This window comes from Sphingorhabdus sp. (genome assembly GCF_044338195.1).
GTDB lineage: Bacteria > Pseudomonadota > Alphaproteobacteria > Sphingomonadales > Sphingomonadaceae > Sphingorhabdus_B.
This window is the reverse complement of record NZ_JBIIMC010000018.1, coordinates 21,617-42,716: the sequence shown is the minus strand read 5'-3', so window position 1 is coordinate 42,716 and position 21,100 is coordinate 21,617. Positions and strand designations below refer to the sequence as shown.

At 56.4% G+C, this 21,100-nt stretch carries 26 protein-coding genes, 1 tRNA gene and 1 riboswitch; of the genes, 17 read left to right on the top strand and 10 right to left on the bottom strand.

Annotation, left to right across the window (positions count from 1 at the left end):
- The 7 genes from ACIQZK_RS06875 to ACIQZK_RS06845 all read left to right on the top strand — a co-directional run.
- The coding region (locus tag ACIQZK_RS06875) for a DUF1254 domain-containing protein (protein ID WP_397575472.1) at positions 1-329 on the top strand (329 nt) is incomplete at its 5' end.
- Between the two features lie 55 nt (positions 330-384).
- Positions 385-461 (top strand) — tRNA-Arg (locus ACIQZK_RS06870).
- 34 nt (positions 462-495) lie between these two features.
- Positions 496-1,179, top strand: coding sequence for a 7-cyano-7-deazaguanine synthase QueC (gene queC / locus ACIQZK_RS06865; RefSeq protein WP_395635726.1), 684 nt, complete (start codon positions 496-498; stop codon positions 1,177-1,179).
- Positions 1,176-1,814, top strand: coding sequence for a 7-carboxy-7-deazaguanine synthase (queE, locus tag ACIQZK_RS06860; protein ID WP_397575471.1), 639 nt, complete (start codon positions 1,176-1,178; stop codon positions 1,812-1,814). Before queC ends, queE begins: the two co-directional genes overlap by 4 nt.
- 71 nt (positions 1,815-1,885) lie before the next feature.
- Entirely contained in the window at positions 1,886-2,233 is a 348-nt protein-coding gene (locus ACIQZK_RS06855; RefSeq protein WP_397575470.1) for a hypothetical protein, read from the top strand.
- Positions 2,234-2,279: 46 nt separating this feature from the next.
- Positions 2,280-3,626: a TldD/PmbA family protein gene (locus ACIQZK_RS06850; protein WP_397575469.1), complete on the top strand. Its 1,347-nt coding sequence runs from the start codon at positions 2,280-2,282 to the stop codon at positions 3,624-3,626.
- Positions 3,619-4,422, top strand: coding sequence for an inositol monophosphatase family protein (locus tag ACIQZK_RS06845; protein WP_397575468.1), 804 nt, complete (start codon positions 3,619-3,621; stop codon positions 4,420-4,422). The genes ACIQZK_RS06850 and ACIQZK_RS06845 overlap by 8 nt, the downstream gene beginning before the upstream one ends.
- A gap of 149 nt (positions 4,423-4,571) precedes the next feature.
- On the opposite strand, the gene ACIQZK_RS06840 is transcribed toward ACIQZK_RS06845, so the two are convergent.
- From ACIQZK_RS06840 to crtY, 4 genes are all read right to left on the bottom strand, one after another.
- Positions 4,572-5,507: a phytoene/squalene synthase family protein gene (locus ACIQZK_RS06840; RefSeq protein WP_397575467.1), complete on the bottom strand. Its 936-nt coding sequence runs from the start codon at positions 5,505-5,507 to the stop codon at positions 4,572-4,574.
- A 36-nt stretch (positions 5,508-5,543) separates the two neighbouring features.
- Positions 5,544-6,125 (bottom strand): TIGR00730 family Rossman fold protein, encoded by a 582-nt coding sequence (locus ACIQZK_RS06835; protein WP_397575466.1) that lies wholly within the window; start codon positions 6,123-6,125, stop codon positions 5,544-5,546.
- Positions 6,122-7,609 carry a phytoene desaturase gene (locus ACIQZK_RS06830; RefSeq protein ID WP_306064255.1) on the bottom strand — a complete coding sequence of 496 codons (1,488 nt, stop codon included), beginning with the start codon at positions 7,607-7,609 and terminating at the stop codon, positions 6,122-6,124. Before ACIQZK_RS06830 ends, ACIQZK_RS06835 begins: the two co-directional genes overlap by 4 nt.
- Positions 7,610-7,718: 109 nt before the next feature.
- A complete protein-coding gene (gene crtY, locus ACIQZK_RS06825; RefSeq protein ID WP_397575465.1) occupies positions 7,719-8,888 on the bottom strand; it encodes a lycopene beta-cyclase CrtY in 1,170 nt (389 codons plus the stop codon).
- A 161-nt stretch (positions 8,889-9,049) separates the two neighbouring features.
- On the opposite strand from crtY, the gene ACIQZK_RS06820 reads away from it, so the two are divergent.
- From ACIQZK_RS06820 to thiC, 5 genes are all read left to right on the top strand, one after another.
- Complete coding sequence (locus ACIQZK_RS06820; protein WP_397575464.1) at positions 9,050-10,111, top strand: MBL fold metallo-hydrolase; 1,062 nt, start codon at positions 9,050-9,052, stop codon at positions 10,109-10,111.
- A gap of 21 nt (positions 10,112-10,132) precedes the next feature.
- On the top strand, positions 10,133-10,876 hold the full coding sequence (locus ACIQZK_RS06815; protein ID WP_397575463.1) for a sterol desaturase family protein: 744 nt from the start codon (positions 10,133-10,135) through the stop codon (positions 10,874-10,876).
- Entirely contained in the window at positions 10,821-11,261 is a 441-nt protein-coding gene (locus ACIQZK_RS06810; protein WP_397575462.1) for a DUF2141 domain-containing protein, read from the top strand. The genes ACIQZK_RS06815 and ACIQZK_RS06810 overlap by 56 nt, the downstream gene beginning before the upstream one ends.
- A gap of 102 nt (positions 11,262-11,363) precedes the next feature.
- Positions 11,364-11,795 (top strand): hypothetical protein, encoded by a 432-nt coding sequence (locus tag ACIQZK_RS06805; protein ID WP_397575461.1) that lies wholly within the window; start codon positions 11,364-11,366, stop codon positions 11,793-11,795.
- A 59-nt stretch (positions 11,796-11,854) separates the two neighbouring features.
- Positions 11,855-11,960, top strand: a riboswitch (TPP riboswitch).
- A gap of 29 nt (positions 11,961-11,989) precedes the next feature.
- Entirely contained in the window at positions 11,990-13,849 is a 1,860-nt protein-coding gene (gene thiC, locus ACIQZK_RS06800) for a phosphomethylpyrimidine synthase ThiC (protein ID WP_397575460.1), read from the top strand.
- A 16-nt stretch (positions 13,850-13,865) separates the two neighbouring features.
- On the opposite strand, the gene ACIQZK_RS06795 is transcribed toward thiC, so the two are convergent.
- The 4 genes from ACIQZK_RS06795 to ACIQZK_RS06780 all read right to left on the bottom strand — a co-directional run bounded on the left by ACIQZK_RS06795 (position 13,866) and on the right by ACIQZK_RS06780 (position 17,152).
- Entirely contained in the window at positions 13,866-14,834 is a 969-nt protein-coding gene (locus ACIQZK_RS06795) for a Stealth CR1 domain-containing protein (RefSeq protein WP_397575459.1), read from the bottom strand.
- Between the two features lie 124 nt (positions 14,835-14,958).
- Entirely contained in the window at positions 14,959-16,029 is a 1,071-nt protein-coding gene (locus tag ACIQZK_RS06790; protein WP_397575458.1) for a hypothetical protein, read from the bottom strand.
- Complete coding sequence (locus ACIQZK_RS06785) at positions 16,029-16,553, bottom strand: ImmA/IrrE family metallo-endopeptidase (protein ID WP_397575475.1); 525 nt, start codon at positions 16,551-16,553, stop codon at positions 16,029-16,031. The genes ACIQZK_RS06790 and ACIQZK_RS06785 overlap by 1 nt, the downstream gene beginning before the upstream one ends.
- Positions 16,553-17,152: a hypothetical protein gene (locus ACIQZK_RS06780; RefSeq protein ID WP_397575457.1), complete on the bottom strand. Its 600-nt coding sequence runs from the start codon at positions 17,150-17,152 to the stop codon at positions 16,553-16,555. The genes ACIQZK_RS06785 and ACIQZK_RS06780 overlap by 1 nt, the downstream gene beginning before the upstream one ends.
- A 347-nt stretch (positions 17,153-17,499) precedes the next feature.
- On the opposite strand from ACIQZK_RS06780, the gene ACIQZK_RS06775 reads away from it, so the two are divergent.
- The 5 genes from ACIQZK_RS06775 to ACIQZK_RS06755 all read left to right on the top strand — a co-directional run bounded on the left by ACIQZK_RS06775 (position 17,500) and on the right by ACIQZK_RS06755 (position 20,145).
- Positions 17,500-18,015 (top strand): GNAT family N-acetyltransferase, encoded by a 516-nt coding sequence (locus ACIQZK_RS06775; RefSeq protein ID WP_395635397.1) that lies wholly within the window; start codon positions 17,500-17,502, stop codon positions 18,013-18,015.
- Between the two features lie 121 nt (positions 18,016-18,136).
- Positions 18,137-18,637 carry a hypothetical protein gene (locus ACIQZK_RS06770; RefSeq protein WP_397575456.1) on the top strand — a complete coding sequence of 167 codons (501 nt, stop codon included), beginning with the start codon at positions 18,137-18,139 and terminating at the stop codon, positions 18,635-18,637.
- A 3-nt stretch (positions 18,638-18,640) separates the two neighbouring features.
- A complete protein-coding gene (locus ACIQZK_RS06765) occupies positions 18,641-19,321 on the top strand; it encodes a hypothetical protein (protein WP_397575455.1) in 681 nt (226 codons plus the stop codon).
- Positions 19,322-19,389: 68 nt separating this feature from the next.
- Positions 19,390-19,680 (top strand): hypothetical protein, encoded by a 291-nt coding sequence (locus ACIQZK_RS06760; protein WP_397575454.1) that lies wholly within the window; start codon positions 19,390-19,392, stop codon positions 19,678-19,680.
- Between the two features lie 255 nt (positions 19,681-19,935).
- Positions 19,936-20,145: a cold-shock protein gene (locus tag ACIQZK_RS06755; RefSeq protein ID WP_183939847.1), complete on the top strand. Its 210-nt coding sequence runs from the start codon at positions 19,936-19,938 to the stop codon at positions 20,143-20,145.
- 68 nt (positions 20,146-20,213) lie between these two features.
- On the opposite strand, the gene ACIQZK_RS06750 is transcribed toward ACIQZK_RS06755, so the two are convergent.
- Both ACIQZK_RS06750 and ACIQZK_RS06745 read right to left on the bottom strand, forming a co-directional pair.
- On the bottom strand, positions 20,214-20,474 hold the full coding sequence (locus tag ACIQZK_RS06750) for a zf-TFIIB domain-containing protein (RefSeq protein ID WP_395628100.1): 261 nt from the start codon (positions 20,472-20,474) through the stop codon (positions 20,214-20,216).
- A 224-nt stretch (positions 20,475-20,698) separates the two neighbouring features.
- Complete coding sequence (locus ACIQZK_RS06745; RefSeq protein WP_397575474.1) at positions 20,699-21,010, bottom strand: alkylphosphonate utilization protein; 312 nt, start codon at positions 21,008-21,010, stop codon at positions 20,699-20,701.
- Between the last annotated feature and the right edge of the window lie 90 nt (positions 21,011-21,100).

Here is a 21,100-nt window from a genome sequence, read left to right as displayed (position 1 = left end):
GTCCGGATTTATCCTATTCAACATGCGTTTTTGATTTGGCCAATGGCCCCGTGTTGCTCGACATTGAACCCGTGCCTGACCATTATTGGTCGATCAGTATATTCGACGCCCGCACCGATGTCGCGGCCGTCCGCAGTGATCGTGATACCGGCGGTAAATCGGCGCGCCTTGCCTTGATTCGAAAGGGTATGGCTGTCCCAAAGGGCTATGAACCCGTGGCGTTGCGTTATGATAAAGGATTAGCTCTCATTCGCATTCTGATGACGGACGCGGCAGACTTTCCAACGATTGATGCCATCCGCAGAAAATCGACCTGCAAGCAGCTTTGAGGTTCAATTAGCTATTGCACAACGGAAGGCACCACCCTAATAGCCGCCTTCCAGTGCACCCGTAGCTCAGCTGGATAGAGCATCAGACTACGAATCTGAGGGCCGGGCGTTCGAATCGCTCCGGGTGCACCACTTTTCTTCTCTCTGAATACAGAGACCTCTCGCCATGACCGCAAAATCCAAATCTGCCATCGTTCTGTTGTCCGGTGGCCTCGATTCAATGGTTGTTGCCGGCTTGGCGCGCGAGGCGGGCTATGACCTGATCGCGCTGACCATTGACTATAATCAGCGGCACAGGATTGAACTCGACAGTGCAGCGACCATCGCCGCGCATTTGGGGGCGATTGAACATATCGTCCTGCCGCTTGATCTGACGCGCTTTGGCGGCTCCGCGCTAACCGCGGACATTGCTGTTCCCAAAGAGGGCGTTGAAGAAAACGCCATCCCGGTGACCTATGTGCCTGCGCGCAACACGATATTCCTGTCCTTATGCCTTGGTCTTGCCGAAGCACGCGGCGCACGGGATTTGTGGATTGGCGTGAATGCGCTCGATTATTCGGGCTATCCCGATTGCCGCCCGGAATTCATCCGCGCCTTTGAAGGCATGGCCAATTTGGCCACCAAGGCGGGCGTTGAGGGCGATCATTTCAGCGTCCACACGCCGTTGCTGCACATGAGCAAGGCCGATATCGCCACGCAAGCGGCGCGGCTTGGCCTTGATGCGGGCATGAGCTGGTCCTGCTACGATCCGACGCCCGATAACAAAGCCTGTGGCCGCTGTGACAGCTGCCGCTTGCGCGCCAAGGGCTTTGCCGATGCGGGATTGCCCGATCCCACCATCTACGCATGAGCTACGCGGTTAAAGAGATTTTCCTGACGCTTCAGGGCGAGGGCGTTCATGCGGGCCGCCGTGCGGTGTTCCTGCGCTTTGCCGGATGCAATTTGTGGACGGGTCGCGAAGAAGACCGCAGTTCGGCCATCTGCCAATTTTGCGATACGGATTTTGTCGGCATGAACGGCGAAAATGGCGGCCGTTATGACGCGGCTGACCTTTCTGCAAAGGTCGCGGCTTTGTGGGGCGATGGCACGCAATCGCGCTATGTCGTGATCACGGGCGGCGAACCCATGTTGCAGGTCGATGATGCGATTGTCGACGCATTGCATGCGCACGGGTTTCAGATCGCCATTGAAAGCAACGGCACTATCGCGGTTCACCCCGGCATCGATTGGGTCTGCATCAGCCCCAAGGCGGGGTCCGACGTGATCCAACATCAAGGCGATGAACTGAAACTCGTCTGGCCGCAATTGGCGAGTGATTTGGACCGCATGGAGGGATGGCAATTTGCCCATTTCCTCATCCAGCCCATGGATAAAGGCCATGCCGAGCTAAATGCCGCCAGCGTAGAGGAAGCCACGCGCTTCGTCATGGACCGCCCAAAATGGCGCTTATCCCTGCAAAACCACAAGATTTTGGGGCTGCCCTGACCCATATTAAATATGCTTGAAACCTATTCCCAAAGATGACAGTCTTGTGATGGGAAGAGGAGAGCAGAAAAATGGCAAAAGCCAAACAGGCGCAATTGCGCAGCTATAAAAGCTATTCAAAACGTATGTCCGACCATGTCGCCTTTGCGCTGGTGGTCTACACATTGGCACTGATATTCTTGGTGACGCCCACCATTGAATCGCGTGGCACGTCGATTTTTCCTTATTTTGTCTTGGTCCTCTTTGTGGCTGTGGTCATTCCGCCATGCCGCAATATGGAGCGCCGCTGGCAGGCACTGGATGCCGCTGCATACAATGGCGACGGTCTGAAGACGCATTATGTCGCGGACCGGCTGAAGCTTTGGGCTGCTGCCGTGGCCATTCCGGCATTTTTAGCGGTATTGTTTACGGTATTTTGACCGCCGCTTGATTGACGCTGTAACGGCCCGCGCCTAAGCGGGAATCATGCTTAAACCTCAAGAAGCGCTTGATCGCGCGCATAATCTCGTTTCCCAAGCCATTAAAGCCGGTGCCGATGCCGCTGATGCCGTTTATGTGTGTGACGCATCAACGGACGTTCAGGTGCGGCTGGGCCAGTTAGAGGATGTCGCCCGATCCGAAGGCGAAGATATTGGCTTGCGGGTTTTTGTCGGCCAGCGATCGGCAACAATTTCATCGTCCAATATGAACCCCGATATTTTGGCCGGTCTGGTGGCGCGCGCGATCGATATGGCGAAGGAAGCACCCGAAGACCAATATGCGGGCCTCGCACCGCACGACCGGCTGCTCACCGGAGCAATTCCGGACTTCGACGGCGATGATGGCCAAGACCCCGATCCGGCACAGCTTCGCGCAGCGGCGCTTGAATGCGAAGACGCCGCACGCGCCGTTCCCGGTGTGACCAACAGCGAAGGCGCGGGCGCAAGCGCCTCGCGTTCGATCTTTGCGCTCGCCACCAGCCATGGCTTTGCAGGCGTAAAGGCGGGATCAGGCTATGGCATATCGGCCAGCGTGCTATCGGGTGATGGCGACGCCAAGGAACGCGATTATGACTGGCGTTCGGCCCGGCATCTTGCCGATCTCGCCAGCCCCGCCAGCGTTGGCACACGCGCCGGTGAACGCGCAGTGAAACGGTTGAACCCCGGCACCATCAAAAGCGGACAGATGCCCGTGGTCTTTGACCCGCGCGTGGGCAGTTCCTTTGTCGGGCATTTGCTGGGCGGGATCAGCGGGTCGGCCATTGCCCGCAAAACAAGCTTCCTGCTGGAATCGCTCGGCGCGCAATTGTTCGACAGCGGCATATCCATCATCGACAATCCGCATGTGCAGCGCGGGCTTGGGTCGCGCGCCTTTGATGGCGAAGGCCTGCCCACCGCGCGCCGTGCGATTATCGAAAATGGCGTTTTGACCGGCTGGTTGATGGAAAGCGCATCGGCGCGGCAATTGGGATTAGAACCCACCGGCCATGCGAGTCGCGGCGTCAGCGGCGCGCCGGGCGTCAGCCCATCCAACGTACATTTGGAAGGCGGCAGTGTCAGCGTTGCCGAACTGATCGCCGACATCAAACATGGCGTCTATGTGCACGAACTGGCCGGACAGGGCGTTAATCCGGTGACGGGCGATTACAGCCGCGGTGCCGCCGGTTTCCTGATCATCAACGGCGAAATTGCCGGACCCGTGAGCGAATTTACCATTGCCGGCAATTTGAAGGATATGTTTGCAGCAATGACCGCCGCGAACGATCTGGAATGGATCCGCAGCATCAACGTGCCCACCTTGCGGATCGACGGCATGATGATCGCAGGTGCCTGAACGCCAACTGGATAGAGACGCCGTAATCGCAGCCACGCAGGAAGCTGCGGCGTTGGCGTTCGCCAGCTGGCGCGATGGCGCAGTGCCCGATGCGAAGGTATGGGAAAAGAGCCGCGACAATTTCGTGAGCGACATCGACATGGCCGTCGACGCGTTGCTGACGACGCGTTTGCAGGCGATTTTGCCGGAGGCGGCATGGCTGTCCGAAGAGACGCTCGATGACCCAAAGCGGCTAGATGCGCGGCTGTTGTGGCTGGTCGATCCCATTGATGGCACGCGCGATTATGTGCGTGGACGCAGCGGATGGTGCGTGTCGGTTGCCTTGGTGGCCGATGGTATTCCGATATTTGCGGTGATGGCTGCGCCAGCCGAAGACAAAATCTGGGTTGCGGCGCGCGGTGAAGGCGTGACGTGCAACAATGCGCCACTGTCGGGCAGCACACGATTGGATTTTAATGGATCACGCGTGCCCGCCGATGAATTGCCACGGCTCGATGCGGACCTTGTCACGGTGACCAAGCCCAACAGCATCGCGATGCGGATGACGATGGTTGCCTGTGACCGCGCTGACTTGGTCGCGACGCTGCGCTGGGGCCATGAATGGGACATCGCCGCTGCGCACCTCGTCGCGCAGGAAGCAGGCGCCGTCGTGACCGATGCGCTTGGCGGACCGATATTATATAATAAGCGCAAGCCATTGGATTTCGGCCTGATCTGCTGCGCGCCGGGGATACATGACGCCGTGGTCGAGCGCTTGTCGGGGCGTGCGGCGCGGTTGTTAAATCCGTCCGTTTGAAGTTGGTTTGGGGTCCGCCCCCAAAAGGTCGTCATGCTGAACTTGTTTCAGCATAACATGCAACGTCGCCCGTTATCCTGAAACAAGTTCAGGATGACGAATTGGGGGTAGGTGCGTTCGGCTAATTGAGCGCCACAAAGCCCGCGCTGCTAAACCCGCGCCCGCGTCCACAATGCCGCACGGTCCATATCACGCGGGTTGTTCGCAACAGCATCGACAAACGCCTTGCGCACCCAGCGAAACTTTTCGGGGCGGCTGGTGAAAATACGTTGGTCCCATGCGTGGCTATCGGCGGCGCGGACTTTGTGGGCGATCTCGCCATAAATACCTGCGGCGGATAGCACCGCCCAGCGTGCACGCAGCGGCAGACGCGCTGCCCCGACGCGTGCCGACGCTTCATATTGCTCCGCCTCATCCGCGAGCCAACGGCCCATCAGCGCCAGTTTCTTGCGGTTATGCGGCTTCATATGCTCGCCCGGCCCGATATCGAGCGTCGCTAGCCAGTCGTCGGGCAAATAGCAGCGTCCGGCGGCGTCATCTTCGGCAATATCCCGCGCGATATTGGCGAGTTGAAAGGCGAGGCCAAGGTCGCAGGCGCGGTCGAGCGTAGCGTCATCATCCGCCGGAACGCCCATCACCACGGCCATCATCACGCCCACGGCGCCCGCAACATGGTAGCAATATTGGTACAGGTCGCTTTCGCGGCGGGGGTGCCAGTCTGCGGCATCCAGTGCGAAGCCCTCAATGACATCCTCCGCCATGCGCGCCGTTATGCCGCACTCCCGCGCGACAACGCCGAGGCAGTCAAACGCAGGCTCACCCGTGGGCATGCCCGCCAGCGCTTTTGCGGTCAGCGTGCGAATGGCGGCAAGGCTTTCCTGCGGATCGGTGACCGCTGCCATCGCGCCGCCATGGTCCTGACCATCGGCCATATCATCGCATTTGCGGCACCATGCATAGAGCAGCCAAACCCGCTCCCGCGTGGTCCGGTCAAACAACCGGCTGGCGAAACGGAAGGACTTTGATCCCCGCGATATGCTGTCCTGCGCAAATTGAACAAGGGCAGGGCGATCAAAATCAGCCACGGCAAAAATCTGTGCAAGGGCTGATGGCGGCTTGGTTCACAAATCGTCAGCTTTCATCTGGAAGATAGTCTTGTGCGGCACATAGACAGCCATTTTGTCCAGCAAGCCGTCCAGCGTGTCATCGACGATCATGATGCCCGCATGTTGCGGCCGGATAAAGCCGACATCGATCATATTCTGGTTGAACGCGATAAGCTGATCATAAAAACCCGCAATGTTCAAAACGCCGACGGGTTTTTGATGATAGCCAAGCTGCGACCAGCTGATCGCTTCCCACAATTCGTCCATCGTCCCGACACCGCCGGGAATGGTGATGAAACCATCGGACAGGTCGGTAAAGCGCGCCTTGCGTTCGTGCATACCCGAAACGACGTGCAGTTCGGTGCAGCCCTTGTGCGCGACTTCAGCGCCGACCAGTGCTTCGGGGATGATGCCAATCACTTCGCCGCCAGCCGCAAGCGCGCTGTCGGCAACGGCGCCCATCAGGCCCAATCGGCCGCCGCCATAGACGACGCCAATGCCGCGTTCCGCCAGCATCTTACCGACGCTGCGCGCCGCATCGATATAAATGGGGTTATCGGGCGTAGCCGAACCGCAATAGACCGCGAGCCGTTTCACTTATGTGCGTCCTCCAGCATTAATGCGGCCGTTGCCTTTGCACTGCCGACAACGCCGGGGATGCCAGCGCCGGGGTGCGTGCCTGCGCCAACGAAATACAGATTGTGTATCGCATCATCGCGGTTGTGCGCACGCATATAGGCCGACTGCCACAAAACGGGTTCAAGGCTGAACGCGCTGCCCAAATGCGCCGAAAGGTCGCGGCCAAAATCGGCCGGTGTGTAATGGAACTGGGTCATGATCCGGCTGCGGATATCAGGGATCAGACGGCGCTCAAGCTCATCCAAAATCCGTTCCTTCAACGCTTCACCAACATCGCCATCCCAATCGAGCGGCGCTTTGCCCATATGCGCGACAGGCGCGAGGACATAAAATGTCGAGCATCCTTCGGGCGCTAGGCTTGGGTCAGTGACGGTTGGATGGTGCAGATACAGCGAGAAATCCTGCGGAAGGACACCGTTTTTATAAATGTCGTCCAGCAGGCCTTTGTAGCGCGGGCCAAACAGGATCATATGGTGCGGAATGCCTGGCCATGTGCCCTTGATGCCAAGGTGAAGCACGAAAAGTGACGGCGACCAGCTTTTGCGCCGCAGCGATTTGGTTGCGCGTTCGCCGCGTTTGTTGCTGGTCAACAAATCCTTGTACGTGTGCATCAGGTCGCCATTGGACGCCGCCATGTCGCAGTCCATACGCCAGCCCGATTTCGTGCGCACGCCAATGACCTTGTCACCGCGTGTTTCGATTTCTTCCACCGGATCGCCCAAACGGATCGTCCCGCCGAGCCGCTCAAAATGCGTCACCATTGCGGCGACAAGCCGGTTGGTACCGCCCTTGGCAAACCAGACACCGCCCTCTTTTTCGATGGTGTGGATGAGCGCGTAGATCGCGCTGGTGCTCATCGGGTTTCCGCCGACGAGCAATGTGTGGAATGACAAAGCTTCGCGCAGCTTTTCATCTTTCACATACGACGAAACGATCGAATAAACCGAGCGCCATGCCTGATACTTCATCAGCGCTGGCGCGGCCTTTATCATTGATGCGAAGTCAAGGAATGCGACGGAACCGAGCTTTTGATAGCCCTCTTTGAACACACCCTTCGAATATTCGAGGAATTTGCGATACCCCTCGACATCGTCGGGGTTCAGCTTTTCGATTTCCGCTTTCAGCCCGGGTGCGTCGTTCGAATAATCGAAATTCGTGCCATCGGGCCAGTTCAACCGGTAGAACGGGAAAACGGGCATCAATTCAACGTCGTCCGACATTTTATGGCCGGACAGCGACCATAATTCTTCGAGACATGGCGGGTCGGTGATGACCGTTGGGCCACCGTCGAAGGTAAAGCCGTCTTTTTCCCAATAATAGCCGCGGCCACCGGGCTTATCGCGCGCTTCGATAATCGTCGTGGAGATGCCTGCAGATTGAAGCCGCATTGCAAGCGCAAGTCCGCCAAATCCGGCACCAATAATCGCTGCTGTCTTCGTCATATATTGTGTCCCAAAAGTGCGTCATCCTGAACGTGTTTCAGGATAACAGGCGACCCCATTTTGTTATCCCGAAACAAGTTCGGGATGACGAAAAGTGCTAGAGTCCTGCTCATTTCTTCTTGCTCCGGATCGCGGTGATGGCTTTCCCTATGGGAATGGGCGGCTTGCCAATCAGGATGCGCGCCTTGTCACTATTGGTGCTATTCCCAGCATAAAAGCGTTCAATCAATCCGGGTTTTAGCCTGTAGAAACGTTCTAATATTTTATATCGGTCGCGGCCTTCGGCACCGCGGAACAGCATCCGGTTGAGTATCCGGAAAAATCTGCCCTTGTCCCAATGGTCCTGCGCACGCTGGCGCAGAACAAGATTGAGCTTGTCGCCGTCAAGATCGGGCTGCTCTGCAATGAAGATCGCATTGCGCACAGCATCGGGCAGGGAATAGCTGGTCACCGACTGAAAAAATGCACCGCGCGCGCCGGCCTTTGCCGTGCGGCCACTGCCACTGGCCCAATAGCTTTCCAGATCGCCGCCCATTACGACGGGCAAGACGCCATTTTCTTCCCGCAAGACGCGCTCGACTTTCCAGCCTTGTTCATCGGCATAAGCCGCAATCCGTTGACGCAGGACACGCGGGTCCAAATCGGGCTTGTCGCTGTAATACGTGTCTTCGACAAACAGCTTGTCCATCCCAAAGGGCAGGACATAGACGAAGCGATAGCCATCATGCTGGTCGACGGTCGCGTCCATGACGATGGGTTTTGTAAGATTGTGCGGCTCTGACAATTGCATCAGCTGGCCGGTAAATTTCTGCCAACCGCAATCGAGATGGTTCAGGTCACCCGCGCCCCGCGCGTCGATCACGCCGCCGGCGTTAATACGCTGCGCGCCATCGAGAACCACAAGCCGAGGGGATACTGCCTTTACTTCACGGCCAAGCATCAATGATGATGCAGGCAGGTTTTTGCGCAGCACCCAGTCAAGCCGTTCGGATTCAATCGTGTAATAAATATTGTCGAGCGTGCGGCTGTGCCCGGGAAATTTGACGTCATAACCCGACCAGCCATAAGTCACCAATGGCGCAGTCAGCCATCGATGTTCAGGCAATATGTCGCTCGCAAAAAAGCTCCAAATATGGTTGCCGCCAAAGCTGTCGCCTTGTTCAATCAGGACGATTTTCAATTCGGGCCGCATTTTTGCCAGGGCAAGCGCGATGAGCCCGCCGGCAAGCCCGCCGCCGACAATGGCCAAATCGCATTTGATATTTTCGCGTGTCACCATGCGGCCCTAGCGCAGCCATTTTACAAGGGGAAGGCTTCTGCCAAGGTAATGCACAGCTTTATGTGTGGTGATACGGCGGCGCACCGACGTCGTCATAATTTTCCTATATGCTAACGCTATCAAAAACGCGTACGTACGTCGTCAAACGGGGGAGATGTATCATGCGGAAAAAATGGCTTTTGGCCGTCCTTGGCGGACTGGTCGTTGCGGGCGGTGCAGCATATGTAAAACGTGACGCACTGGCGATGGCGCTGATTGCGCGGGCCGCGGACGGCGCAATGTCGCGCAACGTCATGGCGGAATTGCCCGAAAATGCCCTGCATGTCGGGTTTTGCGGCACGGGCTCGCCCTTACCCAACCGTGACCGCGCGGCCGCGTGCACCGTTGTGATCGCCGGTGGCCGGTTGTTCGTGTTCGACATGGGTGAAGGCTCCGGCAAAACCCTGTCTCTCATGGGCATGCCGCTCGATAAGATTGAAGGCGTGTGGCTCACGCATTTGCACAGCGACCATTTTGAAGGCCTTGGCCCCTTCACATTGCAACGTTGGGCAGGAACAAGCGCGAAAACGCCGCTGCCTGTGTCTGGCCCCGAAGGCGTCACGGAAATCACCGATGGGCTGAATGCGGCGTACCGGATTGATTCAACCTACCGCATTGCCCACCATGGCGCAGCCGTCGTGCCGCAATCGGGTTTTGGCATGACGGGCAAGGCGATCCAGCCCGGCGTGGTTTATGATGCCAACGACGTGCGCATTACCGCCTTTTCTGTGGACCATGATCCGATCAAACCCGCCTTTGGCTATCGCGTCGATTATAAGGGCCGCAGCGTTACCATATCGGGTGACACCGCGTTTACCCCGGCGCTCGCCAAAGCCGCCAAGGGTTCGGATGTATATGTCAGCGAACTGCTGTCGCCGCGCATGGTCGATATCCTCGCCACCAGTGCGCAAAAGGCTGGCATGATAAATCGGGCCAAAATCTTCGATGATATCCAGAATTACCATATCAGCCCCGAACAAGCCGCTGATGTCGCAAAAGCGTCTGGCGCTGGCATGTTGGCCTTTACCCATATCGTCCCGTCGGTGCCCAAGCCTTTGGAATTCGCGCTGATTGGGGATGCCGCCAGCCGGTATAACGGACCAATCAAGGTCATGCACGATGGCGACCTGATCAGCATTTCCGGTCCCGATGATTTCGAAACACGCAATTTGCTAAACCGATAGCATAAGGGCTAAGGCCGCCAGATGGGCTCATGGCTGATCTTATTATTATCAACGCTGGCGATGACGGCGATTGTCGGCGTGCGCTATCTGGTGGTGAGCGGTGCTTTTGCATGGGCGACGAAATTGCGCGAGCCGGGCCTTTATCTTGGCCTTGACCAACAAATCCGCCGCGAAATCGGTTGGAGCCTCGCCAGCGCCGCGATTTACGGCATTCCTGCGGGTGTCGTCGCGTGGGGATGGGATAATCTCGGCTGGACGTTGATTTACCGCGATGCCGGCGCTTACCCTTTTTGGTATCTGCCGCTGTCGGTATTTCTATATCTGCTTGCGCACGACACATGGTTTTATTGGACACACCGGCTGATGCATCGCCCGTTTTGGTTCAAGGCCGCGCACGCGGTCCATCATGAAAGCCGCCCGCCGACGGCATGGGCTGCCATGTCTTTCCATCCGTGGGAGGCATTGTCGGGGGCGTTCGTCATTCCGTTTTTGGTCTTCGTCATTCCCATTCATGTTGCGTCTTTGGGCGTCGTGCTATCGGTGATGACAATCATGGGCGTGACCAACCATATGGGGTGGGAATGTTTCCCAAAATCCATCGTCAACGGCAAATTAGGGCAGTGGCTGATAACAGCGACACATCATCAAAAGCATCACGACGCATATCGGGGGAATTATGGGCTATATTTCAGGTTTTGGGATAAAATGTGTGGCACTGACCTTGGTCTCGGCCATTGGGATCGCAACCTTAAGCAGCGCGGCTGAGGCTACGTCTGCAACCTCCACGCTCGAAATCAACATTTACGGCTTGCGCAGCACAAAGGGCAATGTCCTTGTCTGCGTTACCGCCAATCCGCGCTTTTTCCCCGATTGCGGCAAGGATCCCAAAAGCTTCAAAACCAGTATATCGGCGCGCGATGCCGCCAATGTATCGTTTACGGGCGTAACAAAGGGCACATATGCGGTCGCGTTGGTCCATGATGAAAATGCCAACAACAAAATGGATATGGCCATTTTCCTGCCCAAAGAAGGCTTCGGCTTTTCCCGCAACCCCGCGATTGTTGCGGGCCCGCCCAAGTTTAAGGCTGCGGCGTTTGCGGTTGATGCCGCCGCCGTCAGCCAGCGGGTGAAGATGAAATATATGTTGTAACGGCGCGGTCGTGCGCGGCGGCGGAACTTTCTGACCCGCCTTAACGAGTTGGAAATCATGTGTGGGTCATAGTCCCGATTCTCCGCAAATAGGGCGCCCAATATGATTTCGTCGCACGACCAGTTTACATCCAATTCCTCTCACCCCGCGTCGGCAAAGTCCGCCGACGCGCCACGTGCCCTTACGCGTGAGGCGCGCTTGAGCTGGATCGGATCAAAGCTGGCGCAGCTGATCGACGTTGAAGCCGCCCGGCTTGATGCCCTGCACCACCGTATGTGGATGCGGATATTGCAAAGCGGCCTTGAACCCGCCGCACCGCGCAATGAAACCGATCAGCTGGCGATCCACATCCTTGCGGTCGCAACATTGGCCGACGACGTCGCGGCGAAAGATGGGCCACAGGCCGCAATTGCCGCCGTCATGCAAGCCAGCGGCAAAACGCTTGAACCGGGGCTGGCGGAAAAATTCCTGCACCTTGCAAGTTCGCCCATATTCTGGAGGGCGCTGCAGTCGGATGGGATTGCTGCTGCCTAACATCATTGCCGTCGCGATGTTCATCCTGCTGGACTGATACGCTTCACGCGCCTATTGCATCTTCATCCCCGGGGAGTCGTGTGACTGAGAGGGATGGGTAACGCCATCCGACCCGCTGAACCTGATCCGGCTGATACCGGTGTAGGGAGGGTCCGCTTTTCATGGCGTCTCCTCCCCCAAATGGAGTGAGAGACATGGCAGACATCCCCGCACGCACCGAAATTGGCGTCACCACTGGCCCGATCCGTGGATCGAAGAAAATCTACGTCGGCGATCGCAAAGTGGCCATGCGCGAAATCTATCTTGAGCCATCGTCGGGCGATCCGCCCGTGCGCGTCTATGACTCCAGCGGACCATATACCGACAGCAACGCGCGCATCGACATCAGCATGGGCCTGCCCGAAATCCGCAGCAGCTGGATCCGTGAGCGCGGCGATGTGGAAGAGGTGCTGCAACGCGAAGTCCGCCCTGAAGACAATGGACAGCTTGGCCCCGACCGCAGCGGCGGCGTTGCGCCATTCCCCAATGTCCGCAAACATGTGCTGCGCGCAAAGCCGGGCATGAACGTCAGCCAGATGCATTATGCCCGCCGCGGCATCATCACGCCGGAAATGGAATATGTCGCCGAGCGTGAGAATCTCGGCCGCGCGCGCCTTGCCGAATATATCCGTGACGGCGAAAGCTTTGGCGCGGAAATCCCCGATTATGTGACGCCCGAATTTGTCCGCGAAGAAATCGCCCGCGGCCGCGCGATCATTCCCAACAACATCAACCACCCCGAATCCGAACCGATGGCGATTGGCCGCAATTTCCTGGTCAAGATCAACGCCAATATCGGCAACAGCGCGGTTGCGTCTGATGTCGCGACCGAAGTCGACAAGATGGTCTGGTCCATCCGCTGGGGCGCGGACACCGTCATGGACCTGTCGACCGGCCGCAACATCCACGATACCCGCGAATGGATCATCCGCAACTCGCCCGTCCCCATCGGCACCGTGCCGATTTATCAGGCGCTGGAAAAGGTCGGCGGCGTTGCCGAAGACCTGACATGGGACATCTTCCGCGATACACTCATCGAACAAGCCGAACAGGGCGTCGATTACTTCACCATCCACGCGGGCGTGCGCTTGCCGTACGTTCCACTCGCGGCAAAGCGCATGACCGGCATCGTGTCACGCGGCGGTTCCATCATGGCGAAATGGTGCCTCGCGCATCACAAGGAAAGCTTCCTCTACGAACATTTCGACGACATTACCGAGATTATGAAGGCCTATGACATCGCCTATAGCCTTGGCGATGGCCTGCGCCCCGGATCGATTGCCGACGCCAATGACGAAGCGCAATTTGCCGAGCTCTATACGCTGGGCGAGCTGACCCACCGCGCGTGGAAATCGGACGTGCAGGTGATGATCGAAGGCCCCGGCCATGTGCCGATGCACAAGATCAAAGAGAATATGACCAAGCAGTTGGAGGTGTGCGGCGAAGCGCCATTCTACACGCTTGGACCGCTCACCACCGACATCGCGCCGGGCTATGACCATATCACCAGCGGCATTGGCGCGGCGATGATCGGTTGGTACGGCACCGCGATGCTCTGCTACGTCACGCCAAAGGAGCATTTGGGCCTGCCAGACCGTGACGATGTGAAGGTCGGCGTTGTCACCTACAAGCTGGCGGCGCATGCCGCTGACCTTGCAAAGGGCCACCCCGCCGCACAAGTCCGCGACGATGCGCTCAGCAAGGCGCGCTTCGAATTCCGCTGGCGCGACCAATTCAACCTCAGCCTCGATCCCGACACGGCGGAGCAATATCACGACCAAACGCTGCCCGCCGAAGGCGCAAAGTCAGCGCATTTCTGTTCGATGTGCGGACCAAAATTCTGCTCAATGAAAATCAGCCAAGAAGTGCGCGAATTTGCGCGGTTGCAGAACCAGCCTGCGGAAGCGTTCATCGCGACCGAAGAGGCAGAGGCCGGCATGGCGCAAATGAGCAAGGTCTATGACGAAACCGGCCGCGAGTTGTACATGGGTGCGGGTGATCGGGAGCATGATTGAGCTTTAATCCGCGCGGCTAACCGCCAATCGCTTCCTCGATCCACACACGTGCATCGGGGAAGCTGCGCTCCACCTCTGGCAAGTCATTGACGCATAGAAACTTGATTGCGTCGCGCTCCGCCCCGCGCAGAAAGCCGCTGACATCATCGGCGGAATATTGGCCATGCGCGCCGACGGCAATGTGCAGATAATCGCGCGTGTCCAATATCGCCGCGCTATTATCGGCAAGGCAGGCATGGTTATGCAGGCTTTGCGGCAGGAATTGCGCGGTGTCGCGAAAGCGATAGCTGGCGTTGTGCGCAAATTCGGCCGCGTAAGTTGCACACAAGTCCGCCATCACCGAACGCTGCATCGGGTGCACGACATGCGCGCTTTCGAACACATGGTCGGCGGTATAGCCAATCATTTGCGCGGCGTTGATCTGGTTAAAATGGTTCAGCAGGCTGGCCTCATCACGGCTCGCGCCACAGGCCGCCAGATCGCTGTGGTCGGTCCATTTGCCGCGCAGCACGGGGCCATCGCCGGCAAAGAAATCCGACGGCGTAACTGGCGCGGTTAGGAAGACATCATCGTTGAAATATAGGAAATGTTCGGCAAGCCCGGGGATGCGCCACAACATCGTTTCAATCGACAGCGAATTGAACGTCGGCAACGCATCGTCCACCCCGTCAAAGATGTCGCGATGGTCAACGATGCTGATCTTCGCCGCACATTCGGGCGGCAATTGCGTGATCTGCGGAATTTGATTGTCGGTGACGATCCATATCCGCCGCACCCAAGGCGCATTGTTGGCGATGGAGCGCACGCAATAATTTAGCTCGTCACTGCAGACCCAGCGATGGGGGTTGGTGCCATTATCATGGAGCGGCGCACGCGCGAAAGCATCCGCCTCCGCCTTGGCCTGCGCCAGATAGAAATCCCGCCTCGCCTTATGCGCGGGGTCCGCCCCGTCGACCCACGTAATGACTGCATCGACCTCTATCATTCACCCACAATTTACGCCCCGCTTTTTTCCGCTGTAGGTTTATGCAGAGGTTTTGGGAAATGTAAAATCTTTGGGGGGAGGGGGTGATCGGGAGCATGATTGAGGGGTATCAAAACCGAAGCGTCTAAATGGGGTCTTTCCATTTACCTCTCGGTTGAGAGGGAGGATTGGGCAAATTTGCGTTGGCTTGCACAAATAGATGTATGTTGATCCGCGCTGCAATAACTTCAGGATTAGTTTTGATGCCTCCCGGTAACCCTAGTGCGGTCTTTTCAATCATGCCCGTACCCCAGATTTTGGGATGATCTGCCCATTCGGGAAGGCGTGTAATTCTTAAAGCTGCATCTTCAAAATTCCATCCATCCCTTGCGGACCTCGCCATTATCCAATGAGTGGTCACCGGGTAGTCTATTCTAGGTCGGGGAGCGGAGCCGTGCCCGTCATATTTTCTAGGTTTTGTGCTCGCCCAATCGCCAAAAAACACAGCATAGTTGCCAAATTGTGCTTTGACATCATTGAAATATTGTCTGGCAGAGTTTGGTTGGCTTTGACTAAAATTGTCAAAGTCGGAAAAGTCATTAGGAAAATTTGATCCGCTAACCACGATTTTGAACCCAGGCGAAACCTCAAAAATCCTGCTCATGAATTCTTTAATGTAGGTACTAACGTTTTCTGAATAATCACTATATCCAAAATCGATAACGAGCAGGCAATCATCATTCCTTATGTTCTCAAGAAGCGGAGCTGGATCGTATTCCTTAGGCAAATTGCTTATTTCATAACGTATACAAAATCCTCGGCGCAGTGTCCGCGCCCATGCGATTTGCTCGTGAACAAGGTCTTCACTCGTCCCCAAAAACTGTAAGCAAGGAATGTAGTTCTCGTGAGCCTCCACGAGGCTCATCCAATTTTTTGGACCGTCATTTTTGTCGAGTAGAGACCAAAAATATTGTCGAGATTCCAGCGTTGAAGAGCTCTGGTAGTACCTGTCCACGTCTACAATGATGGGGATATCACCGACACTGCCCTTTACTATATTGATTGAGTTTTCAAAACGTACTGAGTTCAGCCAAGGCGCGAGCAGCACGATAGGTAGCATTTTTTGCTTTTCGCCATCGGGCAATTTCTTGAAGGCTCTCATCTCACCGCGACGTAAGGAGATTGTGGGGTAGTAGCGGTCATAAAACTGGGTCATCAGATTCCAAACCTATAGCCGACCGCGAGGTCTGAAGCGCGAAATTTCTCCGCTATGGCCTTCAAATTCGTCTTGTTTACTGGCTCACCAAATTGCTCAAAATGCCAGTCTTTGACAGTTTTCCATGGCAAGAGCAGAGCGGCTGCAAAGCGATTGGCCTCTGCTTCCTGCGCATTGGAAAGTTGTGAACGATAAAGGATGTTATCCTCAATGCCTTCTGCATCGATAAATGATGTGTGCAGCAGATAGTGGGCTATTTCATGGCAAACGGTAAAGCGCTGGCGGACTGCCGCATCAGTGTCATTCACTTGTATCTCAAATTTTGTTGGAGCAACGCGTCTAATCGAGCCAGATATGTTAGGATCAAGGGTGACGCTGTAGACGTCTAATCCAAGCCTTTCGGCGATGCTGCCAACAGGCACGGGTATTTGCTCCATCAAATCCCAAAATTTTTCGAGATGGCCAGGAGATGCTCTTAAAAGCAACCGCTCGGCAGGATCATCATGGGGAATATCAACAGGCATCAATCTACTTGCCCCTCATCCTCTGACGCTTTCGGATCAACGGGGCCTACACTTGATTTCACTGCGACACGATCAAGGATTAACGGCAGAACCGAAATGACCTGCCGCTCCACCCGCAACTCCATCCAATCTTTCACTGGGCCCTCGTTTGGAGGGAACCCATTTTCAAGCAACGTGGTGGCCTTACCACCCGGCTTCATCGCTTCTTCTATGCTCTTCAGCACAGCTTTTTCGGCATATTTCGTGGCTTCTCGGCGTATTGCACGAGGCCCCATGAATGCCAAAATACCAATGACAAGTGCGGCTACGGTAAAAAGGACTGTCACCGTAGTAAGTAGAATTACAACTATCTCTTCGTAGCTGGTCTCGACTTTAGCTGTTGGAGCAGCCGCATTTAGAAAGCCCGATATTTGAACAAATGCCAAAATGGCTATTCCGATAGCAATAATCGAAAGAATAATGACGTTCGGATGCTTCATTTCTGTTCCCATCGTTCGACTTTTCCAATCTCTGAAAAACAAAGATTTACGGTGACAGTGCACTGAATAGGAGTTGGGCGCACTGTCACCGAAACCTAGTGAGAAGGTAGCGTTCATCATTGAGTGGTCCAAGTACGAGCGGCTCGTATACGAGCCGTTCGTATATTCAGACCCTCACAAATTACCGCGACACCTAAGACAAACCCCAAATATTAACCGCGCTTTTGGGGTTGTGTTCTATAATCCGTTGCGCAAGCACGCTGGGAACGGGATGCTGTCACCCGTCGCGTTCGAACGGCAGCAGATTGTGAAAGCAGAAGGCGTCTAGAAAACTAACGGCTATTCAATTAGATATCCAATCGAGCTGCTGAAAAAGACGGCGGCCAAAACGTAATGGAGGTCTCGGTGGACAATATCATCCCCATTGAGCGGGCATTCGCCTTTGTACGAAAAAAGCGACAGTTAGGATGAGTGGCTCATTAAACATATCTATTCGACAGGAAGAAGCCCGCGATGTGGCCGACATCCGTGAACTGGTTGATGTAGCGTTCAAGCCGATGTGGTTTAGTGATGGCACGGAGGCAGAGTTGGTAGATAGGCTCCGCTCGGCGGGCGATTTGTACCTCTCTTTGGTCGCGGTCACGGGCACCAATCAGATTATTGGTCATGTTGGTTTTAGCCCAACAACAATTGATGGATTGGATTACGGCTGGCTTCAAATGGCGCCAGTATCTGTCTTGCCAGATTATCAACTCAAAGGTGTCGGATCGGCATTGATTCAAGCAGGGATTAGCGCGTTGATAACGCGCGGGGTTGCCGGTGTCGCAGTGGTGGGCAATCCTGTTTACTATGAGCGTTTCGGCTTCCGCAATATTCCGGGACTAGAGCCATTGATTCCAAGTGATGCGCCTTATTTTCGCGCCCAAAGCTTGTTTGGGCCAGAACCCCAAGGCCGGCTTCGCTACGCTCCTGCGTTCGACTAGCCCTAGCTTTGGCCCCAAACACTGACCGCGCCTCGCCGGGGACACGCAATGGCATGTCCCCGTTTTGCTCTCCAAAAAAACAACTTTCCTACAATGCCCGCTTTATGTTTCAGTCGCGGACATGACACGTGCATCTTCTCCCAATCCAAACGCCCCCCAAAACCCCGCCCCAAACCCCGACGCTGGTTCCGATGCGGATTTTGATGATCTGTTGGCCTTTACCCCCGTGCCGATGCAGCGCCGCCGGGCCGATGGGTGGAGCGCGGAGCGGCAGCGGCGCTTTATCACTGCCTTGTCGGTCATGGGTGCGGTTGGCCCGGCGGCGCGGGCGGTGGGCATGGGGCGGGCATCGGCCTATCGCTTGCGCGAACGGGCAGGGGCGGCTGGCTTTGCCGAGGCATGGGATATTGCGATTGCATGCGGCGCGGACCTGCAATTTCACACCGCGCTGGATCAGGCGATTAACGGCGTCACCACGGTGCGCGTGATGCGCGGCGGCACGGTTGAGGTCGTGAATGCGCCCGACCGCAAAGTTCTGAACGCGGCGTTATTGCCTAAGACGCGGCTGTCTGCGGCGCTTTCGGCGCAGGCGCGCGCGGTTAAAGCGACAAGGGAGACATAAATAATGCGATATGCGGTCGCTTTTGTCGCTTTTGGCGTGCAATATTGCCCTATGGCTGTGCATGCCAAGGGCATAGATGTTCGTCATTATGGCCATCAACCAAATAAGGATTTACATATCATGCGCGTCATTGCCTCGCTTCTTATCCTCGCCGCTGCTGCAGCAGCCCCCGCCTTTGCCCAGCCTGCGTCCGTGGATATCGCCGCCGCGCGCGCCGCGATGACGGGGACATGGTCGGGGAAGCTGGAATATCTGGATTATGGCGCGAACAAATGGTTCGGCATTCCGGTCAAGACGCAGATTGAGGATCAGGGCGACGGCGTGACCATGATCCGCAAGTCTGATTTTGACGATGGTCCAAAGGTCGGGAATGTGCGGATTACCTCAGTCGAGCTTTTGGATCCGGCGGCGGGGACGGTGGCCACCGGTACATTTCGCAAGGGACGCAGCGTTGAGATATTTACCTATGCGGTGCGGTTTGACGGGGCTCCGGCTGATGTGACGCATTGGACGATGGTTGAAGACGCGTTGGGGAAGGATGATGACCGCCCCGCAATACTGCGCCTGACGACCACGCGCGATGGCGACAGCATCGAAACGGTAAAGCAGGTCGATTTTCAGGATGATGACAAGGCCGAATGGATCACCCGCAACCGCACGCGCCTTTCGCGGATTGCCGGTTAAGGAATGGCTGGCATAACCCCCGATCCGCGTTATGCTGCGCGTTCATCGCCCGCAAAAGTTGAACCATCATGACAAAGCCGAAAAATCCCAGCTGGTTTGACATTTCCATGGATGCCTTCGCGCTTGCGGCGGAATCCAACATGGTGATTGCCGCGCGCTTGGGCAGTCTGGCGCTTGGCGGGCCAAATGCGGTGCGCGAGGCGGAGCGGATGGTGAGCGAGAAGGTCGCGGCGAACTTGGCGCTTGGCGCGGACCTGATGACCGGAAAGCACGGGCTTACCCCCGAAAGCATGGTCAGCGGCAGTATCGATCATTATGCCAAGCATGTGACCGCCAACCGCAAACGGCTTTTGGGTTAAAGCGGGCGGCGCGGAGGCGGGGGCTGAACCTTGCGAAAATGGCTGTGAAGCAGGGGAAAATCAGGATTCGACCTTGTTATTTGCTAATGCCGTAAATTAGGCGTATAAGCCAAACACGCTATCGTCGACCGCGACGGAATTTGAGGCGCGTATCTGATGAAATAAGCGGAGCGTGCAACGTTTTTCCCAACACGACTTGGCTACCCACTTGGCGCTGTTGCCCGGTGGTCACCTGTTTCGTGAAAGGAACATATTATGCCTACTGGCACCGTAAAATTCTTCAATGCCGATAAAGGCTATGGCTTTATTGCACCCGATGGTGGTGGCGATGACAGCTTCGTGCACATCTCGGCTGTTCAAGCTGCTGGCATGCACTCGCTCGACAAAGAGCAGCGCGTAAATTTCGAAGTCGAAATTGGCCGCAACGGTAAAGCTTCGGCTGTAAATCTTTCAGCTGCTGATTAATCAGCGCTTAGGTTTAAAAAAAAGGGCTGCCAAATGGCGGCCCTTTTTTTGTGCGCTGCGATTGCAGGTTAATCGAACAGCTCTTCCAGAAATGACTTCCTCCGCTTTTGATACGGATAGCCATGGCCAAAGCCCGGTTGCTGGTGGCCATAGCCTGGCGGTGCAAATCCGGCTGGCGCTTGCGGTGGAACGGGTTGTGGGGCAGCTTGCGGTGCAGGCATCTCGGCAGCAACGCTGCGTTCGATGATCTTGTCCAATTCGCCACGATCAAGCCAAACGCCGCGGCATTGTGGGCAATAGTCGATTTCGACGCCCTGACGGTCACTCATGACAAGCGCGACCTTGCAAACAGGGCATGGCATTCCAACGGCTGGGTTCATATCGGGTCTCCTCTTTATTGGTTTAAAGCGGTCCGACATCGCCGTCAGGTGACGACCAGAGGGGCCCGGCCCGCAAAACGCAGTTGGGCATTGGCAGGCATTATTTCAATAAGCTTGGCTGTTAATTCCAAAATGTGCCGGACATCCACATCGCGGACCGCCGATCCGAACCATCAGCGTTTCCGGACAAACTCCGCGCGCAGCACGAGTCCCTTGATCCCGTCAAACCGGCAGTCGATCTCCTGCGCATCGCCCGTCAAGCGGATGGATTTGATAAGCGTTCCGCGCTTCAATGTTTGGCCAGCGCCCTTTACCGTCAGGTCCTTGATCAACGTGACCTGATCGCCGTCCGCCAGAATATTGCCGACCGCATCGCGGACCTCAACTGCGCCGTCCTGTTCGGATTTGGCATTGGCCTCCGCCGCGCTAATCCATTCGCCAAATGCCTCGTCGTAGACATATTCGTCGTCGGTTCCGTCTGCCATCATTCAATCCCCGTTTTGATATCGCCACGCCCTAGCGCCATTTACGCGCGCGCGAAAGCCGGTTGCAATTTGCAACGATGTCAGTAAGAT

Bases quoted from the DNA above. Each gene is read 5' to 3' on its own strand.
- queC (WP_395635726.1), top strand. From the start codon at position 496: ATGACCGCAAAATCCAAATCTGCCATCGTTCTGTTGTCCGGTGGCCTC.
- queE (WP_397575471.1), top strand. From the start codon at position 1,176: ATGAGCTACGCGGTTAAAGAGATTTTCCTGACGCTTCAGGGCGAGGGC.
- ACIQZK_RS06855 (WP_397575470.1), top strand. From the start codon at position 1,886: ATGGCAAAAGCCAAACAGGCGCAATTGCGCAGCTATAAAAGCTATTCA.
- ACIQZK_RS06850 (WP_397575469.1), top strand. From the start codon at position 2,280: ATGCTTAAACCTCAAGAAGCGCTTGATCGCGCGCATAATCTCGTTTCC.
- ACIQZK_RS06830 (WP_306064255.1), bottom strand. From the start codon at position 7,609: ATGACGAAGACAGCAGCGATTATTGGTGCCGGATTTGGCGGACTTGCG.
- crtY (WP_397575465.1), bottom strand. From the start codon at position 8,888: ATGGTGACACGCGAAAATATCAAATGCGATTTGGCCATTGTCGGCGGC.
- ACIQZK_RS06820 (WP_397575464.1), top strand. From the start codon at position 9,050: ATGCGGAAAAAATGGCTTTTGGCCGTCCTTGGCGGACTGGTCGTTGCG.
- ACIQZK_RS06815 (WP_397575463.1), top strand. From the start codon at position 10,133: ATGGGCTCATGGCTGATCTTATTATTATCAACGCTGGCGATGACGGCG.
- ACIQZK_RS06805 (WP_397575461.1), top strand. From the start codon at position 11,364: ATGATTTCGTCGCACGACCAGTTTACATCCAATTCCTCTCACCCCGCG.
- thiC (WP_397575460.1), top strand. From the start codon at position 11,990: ATGGCAGACATCCCCGCACGCACCGAAATTGGCGTCACCACTGGCCCG.
- ACIQZK_RS06795 (WP_397575459.1), bottom strand. From the start codon at position 14,834: ATGATAGAGGTCGATGCAGTCATTACGTGGGTCGACGGGGCGGACCCC.
- ACIQZK_RS06790 (WP_397575458.1), bottom strand. From the start codon at position 16,029: ATGACCCAGTTTTATGACCGCTACTACCCCACAATCTCCTTACGTCGC.
- ACIQZK_RS06785 (WP_397575475.1), bottom strand. From the start codon at position 16,553: ATGCCTGTTGATATTCCCCATGATGATCCTGCCGAGCGGTTGCTTTTA.
- ACIQZK_RS06780 (WP_397575457.1), bottom strand. From the start codon at position 17,152: ATGATGAACGCTACCTTCTCACTAGGTTTCGGTGACAGTGCGCCCAAC.
- ACIQZK_RS06775 (WP_395635397.1), top strand. From the start codon at position 17,500: ATGAGTGGCTCATTAAACATATCTATTCGACAGGAAGAAGCCCGCGAT.
- ACIQZK_RS06770 (WP_397575456.1), top strand. From the start codon at position 18,137: ATGACACGTGCATCTTCTCCCAATCCAAACGCCCCCCAAAACCCCGCC.
- ACIQZK_RS06765 (WP_397575455.1), top strand. From the start codon at position 18,641: ATGCGATATGCGGTCGCTTTTGTCGCTTTTGGCGTGCAATATTGCCCT.
- ACIQZK_RS06760 (WP_397575454.1), top strand. From the start codon at position 19,390: ATGACAAAGCCGAAAAATCCCAGCTGGTTTGACATTTCCATGGATGCC.
- ACIQZK_RS06755 (WP_183939847.1), top strand. From the start codon at position 19,936: ATGCCTACTGGCACCGTAAAATTCTTCAATGCCGATAAAGGCTATGGC.
- ACIQZK_RS06750 (WP_395628100.1), bottom strand. From the start codon at position 20,474: ATGAGTGACCGTCAGGGCGTCGAAATCGACTATTGCCCACAATGCCGC.
- ACIQZK_RS06745 (WP_397575474.1), bottom strand. From the start codon at position 21,010: ATGGCAGACGGAACCGACGACGAATATGTCTACGACGAGGCATTTGGC.